The organism is Streptomyces sp. NBC_01235 (assembly GCF_035989285.1).
Lineage (GTDB): Bacteria > Actinomycetota > Actinomycetes > Streptomycetales > Streptomycetaceae > Streptomyces.
This window is the reverse complement of sequence record NZ_CP108513.1, coordinates 8,606,663-8,625,895: the sequence shown is the minus strand read 5'-3', so window position 1 is coordinate 8,625,895 and position 19,233 is coordinate 8,606,663. Positions and strand designations below refer to the sequence as shown.

Sequence of the window (19,233 nt, the reverse complement as noted above, 5' to 3'; positions counted from 1 at the left end):
TTCCTAGAGACTGAGCGGGAGTGAGTCCTGTTGCCAGGACCCATGCTCGGCCGAACGCCCCGGACGGTGTTGGGCGTTCTGGTTGCCCGCGTTCGCTCCGCGTCCGGGCGGCACGGATCGTGTCCGTGGTCCGGGGATGCGGGGGCGGGTTCCCTCACGCCCAGGAACCCCCGGTCGGGCCTGGACGGTCCGATGCCCCTGCTCATCACTCCGGTGAGCAGGGGGCGGTGCCGTCCGTCGCCGGATCGGGTGTCCCTGGGCGCGCCTTCCGATCGCCACGGCAGCAGAATCGTGGCGAGTGGTTGTGCGAGTGGTGCTGGTGAGGGGCTTCTGCCAGTGCTGGGCGCCCCAGCGGCTGGTGTAGGCCGGGTCGACGGCGATGACCGCGACGCCTGTCTGGTCGGCCATCGAGGCCAGCCGGGCGCGCAGCTTCCCGGTGGGCATGCCGGAGACCAGCTGCCGGAAGCGCTTTTTGCGGCCGTGTTTCTCCCGGGTCTTCTCGGCGGCGAAGTCCAGGTCCTCCACCGCAACCGCCTTCACGCCACAGGTACGGGCCCAGTGCAGGAGGCGGGTGAGGGCGTGGCGGACCTGGGCGTCACGGTGTTCGGCGGTGCCGGTCAGGTCGTAGAAGAAACGGCGCGGGGCGCCGGTCGGGTTGCCGTGGATGTCGAGGTGCCAGGCGGCGAGGTGGTCGGCGTTCATGTCGACGCCGATCACGCCGTGGGCGAGCGCGGCCTCGATCGGGATGGCCGGGGTAACGGGGGTCTGCCAGGAGGCCGTCAGGTACCAGCGGTCCCGGCCGGTATCCAGGTGGATGCGGTAGGCCACAGCCCGGTCGGCCGCGACACGGTCCGCCCACTCGCCGCCCCGGTGCGCGAACACGACCCGGCCGGCCAGGACGTACCGCCCGTGCGGCGCGTTCGCCAGATACGCGAGCGGCGCGGGGAGTTTGAGGCTCACCTCACCCTCTGGGCTGATACGGATCGTCTCGTTGCCGTAGCGCTTGCCCGACTCACCGTCGGCCTGGCAGAACCAGCGCTCCGCCTCCCAGCCCCGGCGCCACTCGCCTTTGGTAAATCCGGCCTCGTCCAGGTGGTGGCGGGCACGGGCCAGCCACTTGCCGCCCCGTACGACGTGCACGACTCCTGCCTCACGGTCGGCCCGCGCAGCGGCCAGCCGGTCCTGAAGCACCCGCAGCCGACGCGACTTCGCATACCACTCCCGCCGCGACCGGTAACCGCCCGGCGCCCGCCTGGTCCCCTTCTGCCCAACCGGCTGGGACAGCCGCTGCCCGATGGCACGGATGCCCGCTTCCAGGTTCTGGATGTGCGCCAGCTGGCAGCGACGGGCCAGCGCCCACTGGTCATGAGTGGCTTTGGTGATACTGCCCGCCCACCGCGACGACGACAGGGCCGTCAGTCCCCGCTTGCGTCCCGCCCACGTCTCAGCGGAGTGCTCCAGGCCATCCCGGCAGCGCGCCCTGAGATCCTTCGAGGCCAGCGCCCCCAGATGCGCGCCCACCAGGCGCAGCACCTTCTCATCGTCCGGTGTCAACTGCTTGAGGCGGGTACGGACGGCCACACCACTCGGACCGGACGCGACGAACGGCGACGCCAAGTCCCTCAGCTCACCCATCCCGTCACCCCCGCCCAACCTCACGCGAAGCCCCTGTCACCGCTTCCAACGAGCAGTTCCGTAGAAGGTCACGCATTCGATGCAAGAACGTCAGTTCCTCGCTGAAAACCGACACCCGGCCGAGGCGCGCGACACGACACCGACCACCGGCACTCACTCCCGCGCACCAAAATCCTCTTGAACACACTCCAGCGGCAGCAGCTCAAAACCCTTCGAACCGCCCACCCGCCGCCTGGTTTCCGTCCGCGAAGGACCGTGGCCAGGCGGCCGGGGTGTGATCCGGCCACGAGCAACGTGGGCCACGCCGGATCAGGGCCCGCACGCCACCAGGAGCGGAAGCAGCGGCGCCACGACAGTGGCCGCGACGACGCCCAGCCAGGTCGCGCGGTGCGGCCGGGGCTGCGGGGTGAGCACGCGCCGGAGTCTGAGCAGGGCACCTGCCCCACCGGCCCCCAGCGCCACCGACGGCACCCGACCTGCTGCCACCTCACACATCGCGGTCGCCAGCGCCTCCCGCGGATGTGACCGCAGGGCGCGGTCGTCCGCGATCATCTCCACCAGCAGCGCCGTCTGCTCCTTCGCGTGGCGGGCCAGCGGCAGTCCGGGGAAGGCCCGGGAGAACGCGTCCGCCAACAGGTGGAGCAGGTGGTGCCTGCCGTCGATGTGCGCGCGCTCGTGCTCCAGGACGGCCCGCAACTGCTCCTCGGACAGGGCGTCCAACGCACCTCGTGTGATGACGACTCGACAGTGGCGGCCGGGCAGGCAGTAGACGGCCGGGGCCTTGTGGTCGACGACGGTGGCACCGTACTCAGGTGCCGGGTCACCCACGAGGGTGAGCAGGTCGAGGTGGCGCTGTCGTGCCCGGCGTGCCTGCCAGGCACAGGCGACGAGCCGGCCCAGCGGCAGCAGCACGACCGCGGCGGGCGCGGCAAGCGCCAGAGCCTGGGGCAGGGAGGGTGCGGGCCCCACGAACGGGGCGCCGACGACGAGACCGCAGGCCGTGAGCAGCCCGACCAGGCCGCCGTGCACAGGGTGGTCAGCAACAAACAGGTGATACACCGCGAGCATGGCGGTGAAGACGAACGTCGCCATGAGGCCCTGCCACGCGAGGACCGCGAGAACCGGAGCGCGGTGCACCCACGCCGCCCGGGACAGCAGGCACGGCACGAGGGCGCCCACCACAACGGCGTATCCGGCGAGGACGGCGGCTGTGCTCATGCCTCGCTCCGCCTCTTGACCGCTCGGAGCGCCGAGCGTAGGGCGTCGGCCTCGTCGGGCGTCATCTGTTCCACGAAACTGACCAGCGTGCCGGCCGGGTCCGGGTTGCTGCCGAGGGCCTGCTGCATCAGCGCCGCCGTGTACTGCTGCCGGGTGCAGGTGGGCTCGTACACCCAGGCTCTGCCTTCCTTGTGCCGCTTGAGCATGCCCTTGTGGTGCAGGATGTCGGCCACGGTCTTGACGGTGCTGTAGGCGAGCGGCCGCTGCTTGTTGATGTCCGTCAGCACGTCGCGCGCGGTCGCCGGACGCCCCCAGGCCCACAGGCGGTGCATGATCTCCGCCTCAAGCTCACCCAGCTGACGCACGGCCGCTCCCCTCTCCGGTACCCTCAACGCGAAACAGCTTAGTAGATCAGTGGAGGTCGGCCGTCTCGCGGCAGGGCCGCATCCCTTGGCCACTGCCGAGGAGCCGATCCAGAACGACCAGCGACGGAGTCCCTTGTGAAAGTGAGCCGGTACGTACGCGCGGGAGGTGCCCTCGGGCACCTGCTGCTCGTCGTCGTGCTCGCCCTGGGCATCTTCGCGATGCACAGCATGGGACATCCCGGTGAGTCGTCCGGTTCGGCCATGAGCACCGCGTCCCACCCGAATGCGTTGGATACGGCCGCTTCCGGCCACGATCCCATGGGTGCTCCCGCCGACCGGGGCAGAGACGGTCACGCCACGGGTACGGCAGGCCCGACGTCCTCGCACGAGCCCGCCATGGCCATGGACATGCTCTCGCTGTGCGTGGCGGTCCTGTTCGGCGTGTGGGTGCTCGCCAGGCTCCTCAGGTCCGCCCTCGCCCGTCACCAGGAGCGGCCGGCGAAACTTCTCGCCCAGGTCGCCGCCGCTCTGCGGCCCGATCCCCCTCCGCGCGGCCCCGATCTCACCCTGTTGTCGGTTCTGCGGCTGTAGGCCGAATCGCTCTCGCGGGCGCGCACCACGCGCGGACCCGCGAGTTCGCCTGCGCCAAAACAGCCAAGAACCGACAGCAACAAGGTGAATCAACCATGACTTCCTTCACGCATGCCCCGCGCCGCAAGCACGTCCGCCGCGCCGCCGCCGTAGGCGTCGTCGCCGCCGGCGCCCTGTTCCTCTCCGCCTGCGGCGACAACGGCGACGACATGGGCGGGATGGACCACGGCAGCGGCAAGAGCTCCGCGTCGGCGACCGCCGAGGCCGGATCCGCGAGCTTCGTCGACGCGGACGTCAGCTTCGCGCAGATGATGATCCCGCACCACGAGCAGGCCCTGGAGATGGCCAAGCTCGCCGCCGAGCGAGCCTCCGACTCGGAGGTGAAGGACATCGCCACGAAGATCGAAAAGGCCCAGGACCCCGAGATCAAGACGATGACGGGCTGGCTGAAGTCCTGGAACAAGCCGACCGCCACAGACTCCATGCCCGGCATGGATCACGGAAGCGGCGACGGCATGATGCCCGACGCGGACATGGAGCACCTCACGTCCATGAAGGGCGCCGAGTTCGACAAGATGTTCGCCGACATGATGATCGAGCACCACAACGGCGCGATCGGCATGGCCCAGGACGAGCAGAAGAACGGCAAGAACGCCGACGCCGTGAAGATGGCGGGCGACATCGTCGAAGGCCAGTCCGCCGAGGTCAAGCAACTGCAGAGCATCCTCGACCGGCTCTGAGCCCTCCTGACACGAGCCGTCCTTTCGGCTCGCGTCGCCAACCGGGCGTCCGGGTTGCGCAGCGCGACGTTCGCGCTGCGCAACCCGGACGGCCGCTCGCCTCCTCGGACCGGCAGCGTCCACGACGCATCGCGCCCGGCGAACTCGCGAGTTTCTGCCCGCGCGCCCTGACCGCGGCCGGCGACGTGCCCTCCGCCTGAGTCTCGGTCATGGCCGGATCCTCGCCGCCTGCGGCGCCCTCCCTTCAACGGTCCCCCGAGTGCATGTGTCCACCACTGCCCGAAGAGCGTGTCCGTCGGCTTCACGCGACACGTATACCCGTGCGGGGTATATTGGGCAGCCCGCGATCGCAGGAAGTACGGACGCTCCTGATGACGGTACGAAACTTGTCCTGGCCCCAGACCGGCGGTGCCGCCCGCTGGGTACGCGGCGTGCTCGTCACGCTGTGCGCCGTGGTCGCCGTACTGCTCCACCACGGACTCCCCGACTCGCCGGTCACAGCGACGTCGACAGCTTCACCGCACGCCATGTCGGAACCTCGCTCAGCTCCTGCGGCCCACCCCCACACGGCCTCGCCGGCAGCGGTTGCGGCACACGGTTCCGACGGCGCCTCCTGCCCTTCCATGGCCATGCAGCTCTGCACGGCCGCCGGCGTCAGCACCCTTCAGCTCGTGGCACCACCCGAGTCGCCGACCGCAACCTTCCCGACCCGGATCACGGTGCTCACCGGCGTGGACATCGCGCGCTCCGTGAATCGTGCGCCACCCGACCTGTCTCTCCTCTCTCAGCTGCGCATATAGGCCGCCGCCTCACGGCTTCCCCGCGTCACCACGACGCCGACGAGCCGTGTCCGGACACCCCGAACGCCTATCGCGCATCGAGAAGAGGACCCCTCTCGTGAACAGCATCAACCGTCGCTCCGTCCTGCTCGCCGGACTGGGTGCGGCAGGTACCGGCCTGCTCGCCGCCTGCAGCAACGACGCCTCCAGCAGCCCCTCCCTCCTCAGCCCCTCCGGTTCCCAGGTCGCCCGCACGGAGAAGGAGCGGACCAGCACGGGCACGGTGCACCGTCTCAACCTGACCGCCGCTCCCGGCATGCTCGACCTGGGTGGCGGCATCATGGCCAAGTCCTGGGCCTTCAGCGGCCAGGCTCCTGGCAAGGAGATCCGTGTCTCCGCCGGCGACACCCTCGCCGCCGAGCTGTCCAACCAGCTTCCCGGCGGCACGACGACTTCCATCCACTGGCACGGCATCGCGCTGCGCAGCGACATGGACGGCGTACCGCCGGTCACCCAGACCGCGGTACGAGCCGGGTCCAACTTCACGTACCGCTTCATCGCCGACACACCCGGCACGTACTTCTTCCACCCGCACGTGGGTGTCCAGCTCGACCGCGGCCTGCACGCCCCGCTGATCGTCGAGGACCCCAAGGAGCCGCTGTCGTACGACGACGAGTGGGTCGTCGTTCTCGACGACTGGCTGGACGGCGTGACCGGCACTCCCGACGAAGCCTTCGCCGAGCTCAGGCAGGGCATGGGCGGCATGGGCGGCATGGACATGGGCGGTTCCGGCGACGCGTCGGCTCCCTCCGGTTCGACCGCCTCGTCCGGTCACGACATGGGGCACATGAGCGGGATGGACATGAGTGGCTCCGGCATGGACGAGACGACGGCCTCGCCGCCTGCGTCCTCCGGCGACGGCATGTCGATGAGGTTCATGCTCATGGGCGCCACCAGCCCGCTGCTCGGCGGCGACGCGGGGGACGTGAAGTACCCGTACCACCTGGTCAACGGGCGAGTGCCGACCGACCCGGCCGTCTACACCGGCAAGTCGGGCAAGCGCGTCCGCCTGCGGATCATCAACGCGGGCGGCGACACCGCCTACCGTGTGGCGCTCGGCGGCCACAAGCTGACCATCACCCACACCGACGGCTTCCCCGTCGAGCACCAGCAGGTCGACGCGCTGCTGATCGGAATGGGTGAGCGGTACGACGTCCTGGTCACCCTCGGGGACGGCGTCTTCCCCCTCGTCGCGCTCGCCGAGGGCAAGGACACCGTCGGCATGGCTGTGATGCGCACCGGGTCGGGAGGTACTCCGAAGCCGACCGTACGACCGGCCGAACTGGACGGCCGGATCGTGACCGCCTCGCAGCTGCGCGCGGCCGACGACGTACGGCTGGAGGCGAAGAAGACCGACCGGGTTCACCACATCGCGCTGACCGGCAGCATGAACAAGTACGACTGGGCCATCAACGGCAAGCGGTACGACATGGCCGACCCGGCCGCGAACGCGCTGCTCGTCGAGGAGGGCCAGCGCGTGCGGCTCGACTTCGTCAACACCACGAACATGTGGCACCCGATGCACCTGCACGGCCACACCTACCAGCTCGGCGACACCGGTCCGCGCAAGGACACCACCATCGTGCTGCCCAAGAGGAAGGTGTCCGTCGTCTTCGACGCGGACAACCCCGGCCAGTGGATGCTGCACTGTCACAACGCCTACCACGGCGAAGCCGGAATGATGGCGCTCGTGGCCTACGGAGCCTGAGCCTTCGGCTCCCCGCCCGGGGCGGGATCCAGCGGTCCCGCCCCGGACCGTGGTGTCCGAGGAACATGTCGACCCCGCCGGCGGTGCTGCTCGGCGGCGGACCGTCTCCTCGTCATTGCCGGCTTCCGTCGGCGCGACGTCGGCTTCACGGAGGGCTTGCGCGAGTTCGCGCGGGCAGGGAGGCGTGGCGCAAAGAGCGAGGAAGCCGAGCGTTGGTGGCGGGAAGGGCTGCGCGAGGCCGAGGATCTGCGCTCCGCCCTCTTCGACGCCGCCGTACCTGGGTGCCCGCGGTCAGGACGAACAAGGACGTCATCGCCCTGCGCGACCTGGTGTCCTCGATGTGGGTGCGGTAGGTACTGAAGACGCGCGGGGCGCCGGTCACGGCCGGATGGTGACCCTCGGGGCCGTGCCCGCCCCACGCCCTCCCAGGTTCGGGGAAAACCGTGGTGGACCGGTGGTGCTGCCCGCGTTCATGAAGCTGCCGCGGGCAGCAGCACCTCGAAGCGGCAGCCGCCTGGGATGTTGCGTACCGTGGTCCGGCCCTGATGGGCCTCCACGATGCCGCGGACGATGGCGAGACCGAGCCCGGCGCCCGCCGGAGGCGTGCGGGCGTGGGTGCCGCGCCAGCCGGTGTCGAAGACGCGGGGCAGGTCCTCCTCGGGGATGCCGCCGCAGCTGTCCGAGACAGACAGCACCACGCCGTCCGGCGAGCGTTCGGCGGCCACCATGACGGTGCCGTCGGCGGGGGTGCGCCGGATCGCGTTGACCAGGAGGTTTCCCAGTACGCGGCTCATCTCCTTGCCGTCGACCTCCACCGGCAGGGGCTCGACGCGGCCTCCGACGAGTCGCACCCCGTACTCGTGGGCCAGTGGATACACCCCGGCGAGGGCATCGCCGACCAGGTCGTAGACGGACATCCGGGAGGGCGACAGGGCCAGGGCGCCGGCGTGGATGCGGGAGAGTTCGAAGAGGTCGCCGACCATGCCGTTGAGGCGTTCGACCTCGGTGCGGATCTGACGCAGGTAGCGGTGGGGGTCGGCGGCGACGCCGTCCTCCAGCGCCTCGGCCATCGCGCGCAGGCCCGCGAGAGGGGTGCGCAGGTCGTGCGAGATCCAGGCGACGAGTTCACGGCGGGAGGACTCAAGGGCGCGTTCGCGGTCCCGGGACTCGGCCAGCTTCGCGCTGGTGGCCTCCAACTCTCGGCTGAGCGCGGCGAGTTCGGCGGTGGCCGGACCGTGGGGCGCGGTGAAGTCGCCGCCGTCACCGAAGGAGCGGGCGGCGAGAGTGAGTTCGCGGCTGCGGGCGACCACCCAGCGGCCCAGCAGCAGCGCGGTGACCAGGGAGACGACCGCTGCCATGGCGACCACCGTCGTGACCACGGACAGGTCGTGCGCGGACAGGAACATCGCCTGTGCCACGGCCAGTGTGCCCGCGAGCATCGCTGTCACGGCGACAGAGGCCACCACGGTGAGTGAGGTGGTCATTGAGCGGCGGCGCAGCAGCCACAGGGTTCCCGCGCCGAGCAGCCCGGCCGCGCCGGCACCGAGGAGGGCGTACAGGGCGATGAGCAGGGTGTCGCTCATGATCACTCCTCGCCGTCGTTTCGCGTGCCGTTGGGTTCGAAGCGGTAACCGATGCCCCACACCGTCTGGATCAGTCGGGGCCGGGCCGGATCGTCCTCGAGCTTGTTGCGCAGCCTTCGGACGTGGACCGTGACGGTCGAGAGGTCTCCGAAGTCCCAGCCCCACACCTCGCGCATCAGGTCCTCGCGGCTGTACGCCCGGCCCGGATGCCGGAGGAAGAACGCGAGCAGGTCGAACTCACGCAGGGTGAGGGCGAGTTCGGCGCCGTTCTTGGCGGCGCGGCGGGCGGCCGGGTCGACGGTGAGTCCGGCCGCGGCCAGGGAACGCGTGCCCGCGAGGGGCCGCGTGCGGCGCAGTACGGACTCCACTCTCAGCACCAGCTCGCGGGGGCTGAACGGCTTGGTGACGTAGTCGTCCGCGCCCACCTCCAGGCCCATGATGCGGTCGTCCTCGTCGCCGCGGGCGGTGAGCATGATGACCGGGACGGGGCCGCGGCCGCGCATCCGGCGGCACACCTCCAGGCCGTCCATGCCGGGCAGCATCAGATCGAGTACGACCAGGTCCGGCCAGTGCGCGGCGGCGCTGGCGAGTGCGGTCGGCCCGTCCCCGGCCCGGTCCACGACGTACCCGGCGCGATCGAGGTAGCCCGAGACGACCTCCGCGACCGTGGGGTCGTCGTCCACGACGAGGACGCGGGCGTCCCCGATCCCCCGGTCGGCGGAGGCGTCCGCCGCCGACTCGTACGGCTGCTGTTCCATGCGGCCAGCCTCGCACTGCGCGCTCTTCCGCGTCGCCCTCCAGCCGTCCGCAGGCGATGACGTCCCTGTTTCGTAAGGAACCGGAGTCCGATATGCGCCGTTCGCGTTCGTAGGGTGAAAGCCGTGATGACCCCTTCCGCACCCGAGGACGTCGATGTCGTCCTCCCTTGTCTCAACGAGGCCGAAGCCCTCCCCTGGGTACTCGACCGCATCCCTCCTGGCTGGCGTGCCCTCGTCGTGGACAACGGGTCCACCGACGGCTCGGCCGAGCTCGCCCGGGGACTCGGCGCCACGGTCGTCCACGAGCCCCGCCGCGGCTTCGGTGCCGCCTGCCATGCGGGGCTGAGCGCCGCGACGGCCGACATCGTGTGTTTCTGCGACTGCGACGCCTCGCTCGACCCTGCCCAGCTCATCCCCTTCGTGCGCGAAGTACGGTACGGCGGAGCCGACTTGGTGCTCGGGCGGCGCCGACCGCAGGGCCGGGGCGCCTGGCCCGCGCACGCCCGTGCCGGCAACCTCGCGCTCTCCCTGATGCTGCGCCGCCGTACCGGCGTGCGGCTGCGCGACCTCGGTCCCCTGCGGGCCGCCCGCCGCGAGGCACTGCTCGGCCTGGACCTGACCGACCGGCGCAGCGGATACCCGCTGCAGATGGTCGTGCGCGCCGCCGACGCGGGCTGGCGCGTCACCGAGTACGACGTCCCGTACCTGCCGCGCTCCGGCGCCTCGAAGGTGACCGGGACCTGGCGCGGCACCTGGCAGGCGGTACGGGACATGAGCCGCGTCCTGGCCGAAGCGCCCGTCGTACCCGCGGCGGCCGAAGCGCTGACGCACGGAGGAATCCGTCGATGACCACCCTGCTCGTCATCGCCGAGGAACCCGGGCCAGGACGGGTGAAGACCCGGTTCACACCGCCGTTCACGCCCGAGGAGGGGGCGGTGCTCGCCGAGGCGGCCCTCACCGACACCCTGCGTGCGGTGGCCGCGGCCCCCGCCCGGCGCCGGATTCTGGTCCTCGACGGGACGGCCGGGCCCAGACCAGCCGCCCGTCCTTCGTGGTGAGCAGGACGCGCTGCTCACCGAACGGGTCGACCACTGCGCTCTCCACCTGACGGATGGCCGGGGGGATGTCCTCGACCGGCCCCGACGCGCTCGCCCGCCTGCGCAGCCGACCGGGACAACTCATGGCGTGACGTTCAGCGAGCTCACCTGGCATCAAGAGCGCTTCGAGGGGCCATACTTGACCATGCGGGGGACGTCCCGTGATGGCCGGATTCGGGAGGGGCAGCGTCCGGTGAGCAGCGTCAGCAGGGGAACGGAAAAGACCGAGGTGCGGCTCCGGTGGGACCCGAGTCCTTGGGGCCGGCCACCTCATCATCTCGACATCATCGCCGCGACCTACTCCGCCGACGCCCCGTACGGAAGGCCGGTGTACGTCGTCCACACCGAGAGCCGCTCGCCGGACGGCACCATCAACATGAGCCGGCACAGCGAGACCGGCCAGGGCTTCGGCTTCGTCGAGGTGATGGTCCTGGAGCTCGACCGCCTGGCATCCTCCTTCGCTCGGGTGGTCGTGGGCGTGGCGATCCACCAGAACACCGGCCCCAAGACCTTCGGTGACCTGTCGAACGCGGGAGTGCTGGTCGTCGAGGGGTACACGGAGCTGCTCAAGGACGACTTCGCGGGGGTCGCCGACTCCACCGCCACGACGGTCGCGGAGTTCACCAGGGACGCCTCTGGAGCGTGGGCGTTCCACGGGCTGATCCAGGGGTTCGACAGCGACCCGGTGCTCTTCGCCTCGGAGATGGGCAGCGCCGCACAACCCTGACCGGGCGACGCCGCTGAGACAAACGGCTGATCTCGGACGACGGATCATGCGCTCCCGTACCAGAGGTCCGGGCGCGGCGCGCGCTCGTCGGCGCCGGCCGGCGCATGACCGTTGACGACCACGGGGTCAGGTCGCCTCGGCCCGGGCCTCGACGTCCTCGATGCCGGTGGGGCGTCCGGCCCGCGTCCACCGGACGTACAGGCCGGCCGCGATGAGGACGGTCGCCGCCAGGGTCAGCGTCGGCCGGCCGCGCAGCAGGTTCACCACCAAAGTGAAGGCCACCGCCACGGCTGCCAGGCCGTTGACCCAGGCCAGGGCCGTCTTGTTCTCCCGGCGCGCGAAGCGGGCCATGGCGACGAGGCCCACCAGGAAGCTGACGAAGACGGCGACCGCGTAGAACAGGACCAGCTTCTGCTCCTGGCCGGCCGCGGCCACGATGATCAGCGCGGCGGCGGCCAGGTGGACGACCACCGACCAGTACGGGGTGTGGTGGCTGTTGGCCCGCCCGAGCACCGGCGGCAGTACCCCGGGCCGCTCGAATGTTCCGGCCAGGGCCTTGAGAAGTCCGGGTCCGGCCTGGAAGGAGGAGCTGGCCGCGGCGAGCAGCAGCAGTGAACTGGTCAGCTGGAAGGCGCCGTACAACCAGCCGGGTCCGGCGGCGGCGTGCGCGATGTCGTGAGGCGTCAAGGATGTGTCAGGGTTCTTGGCCGCGGCCTCCTCGCCCACCCACAGCCGGCCCGTTCCGTGCCCTCCGGGCCGCGGCCACGGACGCGTCTGTCCACCTCCTGATGGCGCTGCGTCGGTGATCAGAGGGGCGCCGCGACGCTGCACCCCTCTGGCTCCCGGCAACGGTCGGCCCCGCGGCCTTTCCTGCCCGGCTGCGGCCATCGAGCACCTCACCAGTGACCACCTCGACGACCGCTTCGCCTACGGCGTGGTGAGCGGCGATCGGATCGGCCCCGGTTCCTGGCGCGGGGTTCTGACATGCGCGGGTGCAGACCTCAGCCGTGGGTGGGGTGCGCCGGGCGGTCGCGGCCGACCGTCAGCTGTGCCGGGCGGTAGGGGACGTATGCCGCCCCGTCCAGACCGAGTGCGGTGGCGGACCGCTGGAGCGCGGCCGGGGTGGCGACGTCGTCCCAGTGGCCGGTGCTGACGCGGTGTTCGAGCGCGTGCAGGGCGGCCACGGTCTCGGCGGTGGTGAACGTGCAGTGGCCCTGTCGCTCGACGAACGCCTGCCGCAGCAGCGCGCCGTCGCCAGAAGCGCGCACGCGGGCGGCGAAGCGGTTCTCCTGCTCCACCGGAACCAGGTTGTCGGCGGTGGTGTGGATGTCGAGCAGGGGCACCTCGAGTCCCTGGCCCGCGGAGGACGTCCGTTGCGCGGTGCGGACGGCGGCGGGATCGGCGGTGATCGTGGCGCCCTCGGTCAGCGTGCGCAGGTCGGCACGCAGGTCGAGACCGGCCGCTCGGTAGAGGGCGTGGACCTGGGGTGCGTGTGCGGAACCGGCGAGCAGGCGGGCGTGGTCGACGCCCCGGTTCCAGGAGTTGTTGCCGCCGACGGACAGCTCCACGGCGTACCGGCCGCCCTCGACGAACGACAGGATGCCCTGGGCGAACCAGTCGTACTGCTGCTCCTCCTGCCCCGCCCAGTCGGTCGGGGCGGGGCGGTCCTTTCCGGGCGCCCAGGTGGGCAGGTTGAGGAAGGCTGCGGCCAGCGCGATCCGGGCGCGGCCCTGCGGGGTGTTCTGGGCGGCGGTGACCGCCTTGGTGAGCAGGTCGGCGGTGGCGGAGGCCTCGGCGGAGCTGCCGAACCGCACGAGTTTCACGTCCTGTCCGGGCAGCAGCAGGCGGGCGATCGTGTACTCGGCGTCCAGCTGGTAGTTGTCCAGGTCCGTGCCGCCCGCGACCAGACCGCACTGGCCGAGCGCGCCGTCGATGCGCCCGCCGCCGTCCCGGGCCAGCTGCGCGTTGACGAGCCCGCCCATCGAAGTGCCCATGGCCAGCGTGCGCCGCGGGGTGCCGATCTGCGCGGTGACGGCGTCGAGAGTGGCGAACTGGTCGCGTTCGGCGCTGTTCAGGGCCCACATCGAGCCGTGGGGGTCGTACGACGACCCGGCCATCGCATAGCCCTCGGCGAGCAACTCGGCGCGTACGGCGTCGGTGGGGGCGTTGTTGGCGACGGTGGGGCCGAAGCCGTGGCTGAACAGCAGCAGGGTGCCGTTCCAGCGCTCGGGGACGTCCGCGACCCAGGTGGCGCCGTCGGAGAGGGTGCCGGTGAGGTGGCCGCCGACCGGCGAGTCCGCCTGGGCGGCAGGCGAGGGGAGGGTGGTGAGCGCTGCGGACGCCAGCGTGACCAGGGCGGCCAGGGCGATACGCAGACGAGCGCGGGGCGTGCGGAGACGGGTGCTGACAGGCATGGGGGCGGCTCCTGGGCGAGTGGGGGGCGGGGGCCGGAGCAGACGCTCGGTGCACTGAACGAAAGCGTCGAGGAATGTAGGGCCAATTTCTTGCGGCCGTCAAGAGAATGCCCACCTTTGATGGGCGCGGACCGTCGGCCCGGACACCCCCGAGATCGCGGACCTCACCGCCGCCGGACGCACGGCCATGAACGCCCCATGGATGCTCGCGCCGCTCGACGGCGCGGTATCACGCGGCGCGGGTCGCCACCTCCGGCACGACCACGTTGCCATGAACGTTCTCGAGTCGCCCGGCGTCACAGCGGTAACCGACTTCGAGGGAGTCACCATGACCGCCGGACGTTCCCGTGCTCGAGGCGTGGCCACGGCCGCACTGCTCGGCGCCCTTCTGTCCACGACCGCGGGCTGCGGCTCCTCGCCGTCCGCGGAATCCGCCGAAACCGACGGGCCGAAGAGCACCTGGGAGGAACCTGCCTCGTATTCCTACACGTTGACATCGAGCACGCAGGTCCTGGCGGGGACCTTCCGGGTGGCGGTTCGGGACGGCAAGGTGACGGAGGCGGTCGGGGCCGACGAGGACAGTCGGCGGCAGGCGCACGATCTGCCAGGCGAAGTGCCCACCATCGGCACGCTGTTGCAGACGCTGGATCGGGCCCGCAGCGAGGGCGCGGACACGGCGGAGGCGGGCTACGCCGCCGACGGGCGCCCCGTTCGGATCTCCCTGGACTGGGACAAGAACTCCATCGACGACGAAGCCCTGTACACGATCAGCTCGTTTGAACCGACCCCCGGCTAGCGCGACTCGGTGCTCCCCGCGGCACCGTTCCGCGGGTTCCAGCGGCCTGACCGGCGCGACCCCGGACGGCCGCCTTTCTCCTGGTCGGCTTCTTCGCCGCGAGCGGCCCTCTCTCGGCGCGGGCGCGGCGGGACCGCCGGCCGGGTTGCCGGCGGCCGAGGCGAGTACGGCCCGTTCACGTCCCCGGCCGACGACATCGTCACCGCACGGACCGCCGGGATCGCCGAGGCTGACCAGCTCCTTAGCAGGAGCTGACAAGCCAGAGGGGGGAGGGCCGGTGGCCGCGCGGGCTCTTCCCCTCCCCGATGGTGTCCGCGCCTTCAGTGCACGTGCGGGCCGCCGGCTGTCTGCGGTTTGGTGTGCGGTACGAGGACGAGGGCGATCAGCGCACCCGCTGCGGCGGTGATCGCGCTGACGGTGAAGGCGTTGGTGAAGCCGTCGGCCGCGTCGTGTTCGATGCCGGACGCGGCGACGGTGGACAGTACGGCGACACCGATCGAACCGCCCACCTCGTGGAAGGTGTTGACGACCCCGGAAGCAAGACCCGCCTCGTCCGGGACGACCAGGGCGAGCGCGGTGGTGGTGGCGGTGACGAAGACGGCGCCGATGCCGACCGTGGCGACGACAAGGCCGGGCAGCAGCCCGGCGTACACGCTGCCGTCCGCCGGGAGCCAGGCCAGCGGCACCGTTCCGGCCGCGGCGACCGCCAGACCGGCCACCGCGGTCGTACGGCTGCCGATCCGGCCGACCAACCGCGATCCCAGGTGGGCGCCGATGCCCGTGGCCACGGCGACCGGCAGGAACACAAGCCCGGTCGCGAGCGGGCTGTAGCCGCGCAGCTGCTGGAGGTAGACCGAGCCGAGGAAGAAGAAGCCGATGAGCAGCCCGGTGGCGACGAGCATCAGGAACGCGCCCGCCAGCACCGGGCGCCGGGTGAACATCCGCAGGTCCATCAGCGGGGCCCGGCTCGCACGCTCCACGGCGGCGAACGCGGCGTACAGGACGAGCGCGCCGAGCAGCGGCAGACCGGCCGTCGTGCCGGCCCAACCCGCGTCGCCCGCCCGCACCAGGCCGTAGATGAGCGAGGCCGTGCCCGCGGTGACCAGCACGGCGCCGGGCAGGTCGAGCCGCGCGGGCTGCGGGGCGCGGCGCGGCAGCAGCGCGGGCAGGGCCGCCAGGAGGACGACACCGACGGGGACGTTGACGAAGAAGACCCACCGCCAGCCTGGGCCGTCGGTCAGGGCGCCGCCGAGCAGGACGCCGGCGGCAGATCCGGTGCCGCCGAGCGCCGCCCACACACCGAGGGCCTTGTTGCGCTCGGAGCCGTGGAAGGTGGTGGTGACGATCGCCAGGGCCGCCGGGGAGAGCAGGGCGGCACCCATGCCCTGCAGGACGCGTCCGCTCATCAGCGTCGGAGCGTCCGTGGCGAGGCCGGTGACGAGCGAGGCGGCCGTGAACACCGCCAGTCCGGCGAGCGCGGTCCGGTGGGCGCCGAGTGCGTCGGCCAGACGGCCGCCGAGCAGCATCAGCCCGCCGAAGCACAGGGTGTACGCGGTGACGACCCAGGTGAGGGCCTCGCGGCCGAGGTGGAGGTCCGCGGCCATGTCGGGCAGGGCCACGTTCACGACCGTGACGTCCAGGATGAGCATGAACTGGGCCACGCAGAGCAGCGCCAGCATCAGCCGGCGGCGGGGCGCGGGCGGTGCGGACGCGTGCTCCGCATGGAGGGTGGGGTGGGCGTTGCTCATGACGACTCCCTTGTGGACGGCCCATGACAATGGCGGCCGGGCAGGCTCGGGCCACGGCGGGCGGCTCTCTGCGCCCGCCCAGGTTGAACTGTACGGTGCAGTTCATATGAACTCAACCGTTCAGTTCAGGTGCCGGGTAGACTGATGCCATGAACTCCGCGAACTCCGCGTCCGTCTCCAAGCAGCCACCCGCCGGACCCCGCGCCGAGGCCAAGCGGCGCGCGATCGTCACGGCGGCCCGCGAGCTGTTCCTGCGCGAGGGCTTCGAGGTGAGCGTGGACGCGATCGCCGTGGCGGCGGGCGTGTCGAAGGTGACGGTCTACAACCATTTCGGCAGCAAGGAGGCGCTGTTCATCGGGGTCGTCAAGGACTCGCTCGACGCCCCGCTCGGGGGCGAGGCGGTCAGCGCCATCGACCGCCTGGCCGAGGCCGACGACCTGCGAGAGGCTCTCACCGACACAGCTCGCGCCTGGGTTCACAGCACCCGCGCCAACCCCGACGTCCTCGCCCTGCGCAACGTCGTCGGCCGCGAACTGCACCGTTTCCCCGAACTCGGCGCCGTCTGGCACCAGGCGGGACCGGAAGGCCATCACCCCGCCGTGGCCAACACGCTGCGACACCTGGCGGACCAGGGCCGGCTCGACATCCCCGACATCGAGGTGGCCACTCTCCAGCTGTACTCGCTCCTGCTCTTTCCGCACCTGGTGTTCAGCACCTACGGCACGACGATCGACGACGACCTCACCGACCGTCTGGTCGCCGGCGGCGTCGACATGTTCCTCGGCCAGTACACGCCGCGCGCCGCCAAGCCGTAGCCGCTCGCAAGGTGATGGTGCCGCCGGACGCGGGTCGTGCGCCCCCCGGCGTCTCACCGGCCTCCAGTCGGCCGGGTGACATTCGGTGCCTCTCCTTCCAGGGTGGCGTGCGACCGCCGTACGGCGGAGGCGTCGCACGGCTGTTGCTCAGGGGGCGTCGCACGGCTGTTGCTCAGGGGGCGTCGCACAGCATCGCGCCCTGACACGGCTTGCGCGAGGGGGGAATTCCTCCCTCGCCCGGAGGTCGACCCGACCGCAGGGGGTTTGGAGCTGCTGCCGCTGAAGTGCGTTGAAGAGGGTTCTGGTGAGCGGGAGTGAGTGCCGGTGGTCGGTGTCGTGTCGCGTGCCTTGGCCGTAGTGTCGGTTTTCAGGAGGGAACTGACGTTCTTGCACCGAATGCGTGACCTTCTGCGGGAACTGCTCGTTGGACGCGGTGACAGGGGGCGTCGCGTGGCATCGGGCGGGGGGTGACGGGGTGGGTGAGCTGAGGGATTTGGCGGCGTCGTTCGTCGCGTCCGGTCCGAGTGGTGTGGCCATTCGGACCCGCCTGAAGGACCTGGCGTCGGACGATGAGAAGGTGCTGCGGCTGGTGGGTGCGCATCTGGGGTCGCTGGCCTCGGAGGATCTCAAGGCGCGCTGCCGGGACGGCCTGGAGCATTCCGGTGAGGCGTGGGCGGTGCGTAAGCGGGAGCTGACGCCGCTCTCGTCGTCGCGCTGGGCCGGGGCGATCACCAAGGCGTCGCACGACCAGTGGGCGCTGGCCCGCCGCTGCCAGCTGGCCCACCTCCAGAATCTGGAAGCGGGCATCCGCACCCTCACGCACCGGCTGTCCCTGCCGATCGGGCAGAAGGGAACCAAGAAGGCGCCCGGGGGGTACCGGTCGCGGCGGGAGTGGCATGCGAAGGCCCGGCGGCTGCGGGTGCTGGAAGACCGGCTGGCCGCCGCGCGGGCCGACCGCGAGGCCGGAGTTGTGCACGTCGTACGCGGCGGCAAGCGCCTGGCCCGTGCCCGGCACCACCTGGAGGCGGCCCAGCTCACCGAGTCCGGATGGCGCGGACACTGGGAGGCGGAACGCTGGTTCTGCCAGGCGGACGGTGAGCCCGGCAAGCGCTACGGCAACGAGACGATCCGCGTCAGCCCCGACGGCGAGGCGAGCATCAAACTCCCCGCACCGCTCACACATCTGGCCAACGCCCCGCACGGACGGTACGTCCTGGCCTGCCGGGTCACGTTCGCGCACCGGGGCGCCGAGTGGGCGGACCGCGTCGCGGCCAACCGGGCGATCGCCTACCGCATCCACTACGACATGGGCCGGGACCGCTGGTATGTGACCGCCTCCTGGCAGCTCCCGCCCACCCCCACCCTCCCCCTCGATGCCGCGCTCGCCCACGGCGTGATCGGCGTCGACATGAACGCCGACCATCTGGCCGCCTGGCGCCTGGACATCCACGGCAACCCGGCCGGCGCCCCGCACCGTTTCGTCTACGCCCTTTCCGGTACCGCCCAGCACCGGGATGCCCAGGTCCGCCACGCCCTCACCCGCCTCCTGCACTGGGCCCGCGCGTGCGGTGTGAAGGCGATCGCGGTGGAGGATCTGGACTTCGGCGCGGAGAAGACCCGGGAGAAGCACGGCCGCAGGAAACGCTTCCGGCAGCTGGTCTCCGGCATGCCCACCGGGAAGCTGCGCGCCCGGCTGGCGTCGATGGCCGACGCCACGGGTATCGCGGTCATCGCCGTCGACCCGGCCTACACCAGCCGCTGGGGCGCCCAGCACTGGCAGAAGCCCCTCACCAGCACCACCCGCACAACCACTCGCCACGAGGCTGCTGCCGTGGCGATCGGAAGGCGCGCCCAGGGACACCCGATCCGGCGACGGACGGCACCGCCCCCACAGCACCGGAGTGATGCGGTGGGGCATCGGACCGTCCAGGCCAGACCGGGGGTTCCTGGGCGTGAGGGAACCCGCCCCCGCATCCCCGGACCACGGACACGATCCGTGCCGCCCGGACGCGGAGCGAACGCGGGCAACCAGAACGCCCAACACCGTCCGGGGCGTTCGGCCGAGCATGAGACCTGGCGACAGGACTCACTCCCGCTCAGTCTCTAGGAACGGTAGCCACGCGCGCACCGGCCAGGGTGTCCCTCTCGTCCGCGTTCATGTCCCCACAGTGCCGCGCGGCGGTCGGGACATGGGTGAGG

The 19,233-nt window shown here is 71.4% G+C and carries 15 protein-coding genes and 3 pseudogenes; 10 read left to right on the top strand and 8 right to left on the bottom strand.

Annotated features, from left to right (window positions below):
* Positions 1 to 3 precede the first annotated feature (3 nt).
* From OG289_RS38800 to OG289_RS38790, 3 genes and pseudogenes are all read right to left on the bottom strand, one after another.
* Positions 4 to 1,635 (bottom strand): annotated as a pseudogene (locus tag OG289_RS38800) (IS200/IS605 family accessory protein TnpB-related protein).
* Between the two features lie 309 nt (positions 1,636 to 1,944).
* Positions 1,945 to 2,853 carry a M56 family metallopeptidase gene (locus OG289_RS38795; protein WP_327318684.1) on the bottom strand — a complete coding sequence of 303 codons (909 nt, stop codon included), beginning with the start codon at positions 2,851 to 2,853 and terminating at the stop codon, positions 1,945 to 1,947.
* Entirely contained in the window at positions 2,850 to 3,218 is a 369-nt protein-coding gene (locus tag OG289_RS38790; RefSeq protein ID WP_327318683.1) for a BlaI/MecI/CopY family transcriptional regulator, read from the bottom strand. The genes OG289_RS38795 and OG289_RS38790 overlap by 4 nt, the downstream gene beginning before the upstream one ends.
* 141 nt (positions 3,219 to 3,359) lie before the next feature.
* Here OG289_RS38790 and OG289_RS38785 point away from each other — a divergent pair, with 141 nt between their 5' ends.
* From OG289_RS38785 to OG289_RS38770, 4 genes are all read left to right on the top strand, one after another.
* Complete coding sequence (locus tag OG289_RS38785) at positions 3,360 to 3,809, top strand: hypothetical protein (RefSeq protein WP_327318682.1); 450 nt, start codon at positions 3,360 to 3,362, stop codon at positions 3,807 to 3,809.
* Positions 3,810 to 3,904: 95 nt separating this feature from the next.
* Entirely contained in the window at positions 3,905 to 4,549 is a 645-nt protein-coding gene (locus OG289_RS38780) for a DUF305 domain-containing protein (protein ID WP_327318681.1), read from the top strand.
* Between the two features lie 371 nt (positions 4,550 to 4,920).
* On the top strand, positions 4,921 to 5,349 hold the full coding sequence (locus OG289_RS38775; RefSeq protein ID WP_327318680.1) for a DUF6153 family protein: 429 nt from the start codon (positions 4,921 to 4,923) through the stop codon (positions 5,347 to 5,349).
* Positions 5,350 to 5,446: 97 nt separating this feature from the next.
* Positions 5,447 to 7,096 (top strand): multicopper oxidase family protein, encoded by a 1,650-nt coding sequence (locus OG289_RS38770; RefSeq protein WP_327318679.1) that lies wholly within the window; start codon positions 5,447 to 5,449, stop codon positions 7,094 to 7,096.
* 470 nt (positions 7,097 to 7,566) lie between these two features.
* Here the strand turns inward: OG289_RS38770 and OG289_RS38765 are convergent, their stop codons facing one another.
* Positions 7,567 to 8,679, bottom strand: a complete 1,113-nt coding sequence (locus OG289_RS38765) for a sensor histidine kinase (RefSeq protein WP_327318678.1) — start codon at positions 8,677 to 8,679, stop codon at positions 7,567 to 7,569.
* Positions 8,680 to 8,681: 2 nt separating this feature from the next.
* Positions 8,682 to 9,437 carry a response regulator transcription factor gene (locus OG289_RS38760; RefSeq protein ID WP_327318677.1) on the bottom strand — a complete coding sequence of 252 codons (756 nt, stop codon included), beginning with the start codon at positions 9,435 to 9,437 and terminating at the stop codon, positions 8,682 to 8,684.
* A gap of 126 nt (positions 9,438 to 9,563) precedes the next feature.
* Between OG289_RS38760 and OG289_RS38755 the strand changes: the two genes are divergently transcribed.
* The 3 genes and pseudogenes from OG289_RS38755 to OG289_RS38745 all read left to right on the top strand — a co-directional run bounded on the left by OG289_RS38755 (position 9,564) and on the right by OG289_RS38745 (position 11,261).
* A complete protein-coding gene (locus tag OG289_RS38755; protein WP_327318676.1) occupies positions 9,564 to 10,286 on the top strand; it encodes a glycosyltransferase family 2 protein in 723 nt (240 codons plus the stop codon).
* A pseudogene (locus OG289_RS38750) lies at positions 10,283 to 10,468 on the top strand (glycosyltransferase); the annotation flags it as partial. The gene OG289_RS38755 and the pseudogene OG289_RS38750, both read left to right, overlap by 4 nt.
* 259 nt (positions 10,469 to 10,727) lie before the next feature.
* Complete coding sequence (locus OG289_RS38745; protein ID WP_327318675.1) at positions 10,728 to 11,261, top strand: TerD family protein; 534 nt, start codon at positions 10,728 to 10,730, stop codon at positions 11,259 to 11,261.
* Positions 11,262 to 11,387: 126 nt separating this feature from the next.
* Here OG289_RS38745 and OG289_RS38740 read toward each other — a convergent pair whose 3' ends face one another.
* Both OG289_RS38740 and OG289_RS38735 read right to left on the bottom strand, forming a co-directional pair.
* The gene (locus tag OG289_RS38740) at positions 11,388 to 11,948 is read right to left on the bottom strand and encodes a hypothetical protein (protein WP_327318674.1); all 561 of its coding nucleotides are present in this window, start codon (positions 11,946 to 11,948) and stop codon (positions 11,388 to 11,390) included.
* Positions 11,949 to 12,262: 314 nt separating this feature from the next.
* Positions 12,263 to 13,675 carry an alpha/beta hydrolase gene (locus OG289_RS38735; RefSeq protein ID WP_327318673.1) on the bottom strand — a complete coding sequence of 471 codons (1,413 nt, stop codon included), beginning with the start codon at positions 13,673 to 13,675 and terminating at the stop codon, positions 12,263 to 12,265.
* 328 nt (positions 13,676 to 14,003) lie between these two features.
* Here OG289_RS38735 and OG289_RS38730 point away from each other — a divergent pair, with 328 nt between their 5' ends.
* Positions 14,004 to 14,471, top strand: a complete 468-nt coding sequence (locus tag OG289_RS38730) for a DUF6174 domain-containing protein (protein ID WP_327318672.1) — start codon at positions 14,004 to 14,006, stop codon at positions 14,469 to 14,471.
* 320 nt (positions 14,472 to 14,791) lie between these two features.
* Here the strand turns inward: OG289_RS38730 and OG289_RS38725 are convergent, their stop codons facing one another.
* Entirely contained in the window at positions 14,792 to 16,219 is a 1,428-nt protein-coding gene (locus OG289_RS38725) for an MFS transporter (RefSeq protein WP_327318671.1), read from the bottom strand.
* Positions 16,220 to 16,368: 149 nt separating this feature from the next.
* Between OG289_RS38725 and OG289_RS38720 the strand changes: the two genes are divergently transcribed.
* A complete protein-coding gene (locus OG289_RS38720) occupies positions 16,369 to 17,034 on the top strand; it encodes a TetR/AcrR family transcriptional regulator (protein WP_327318670.1) in 666 nt (221 codons plus the stop codon).
* Positions 17,035 to 17,509: 475 nt separating this feature from the next.
* Positions 17,510 to 19,141: pseudogene (locus OG289_RS38715) on the top strand (IS200/IS605 family accessory protein TnpB-related protein).
* Positions 19,142 to 19,233 lie beyond the last annotated feature (92 nt).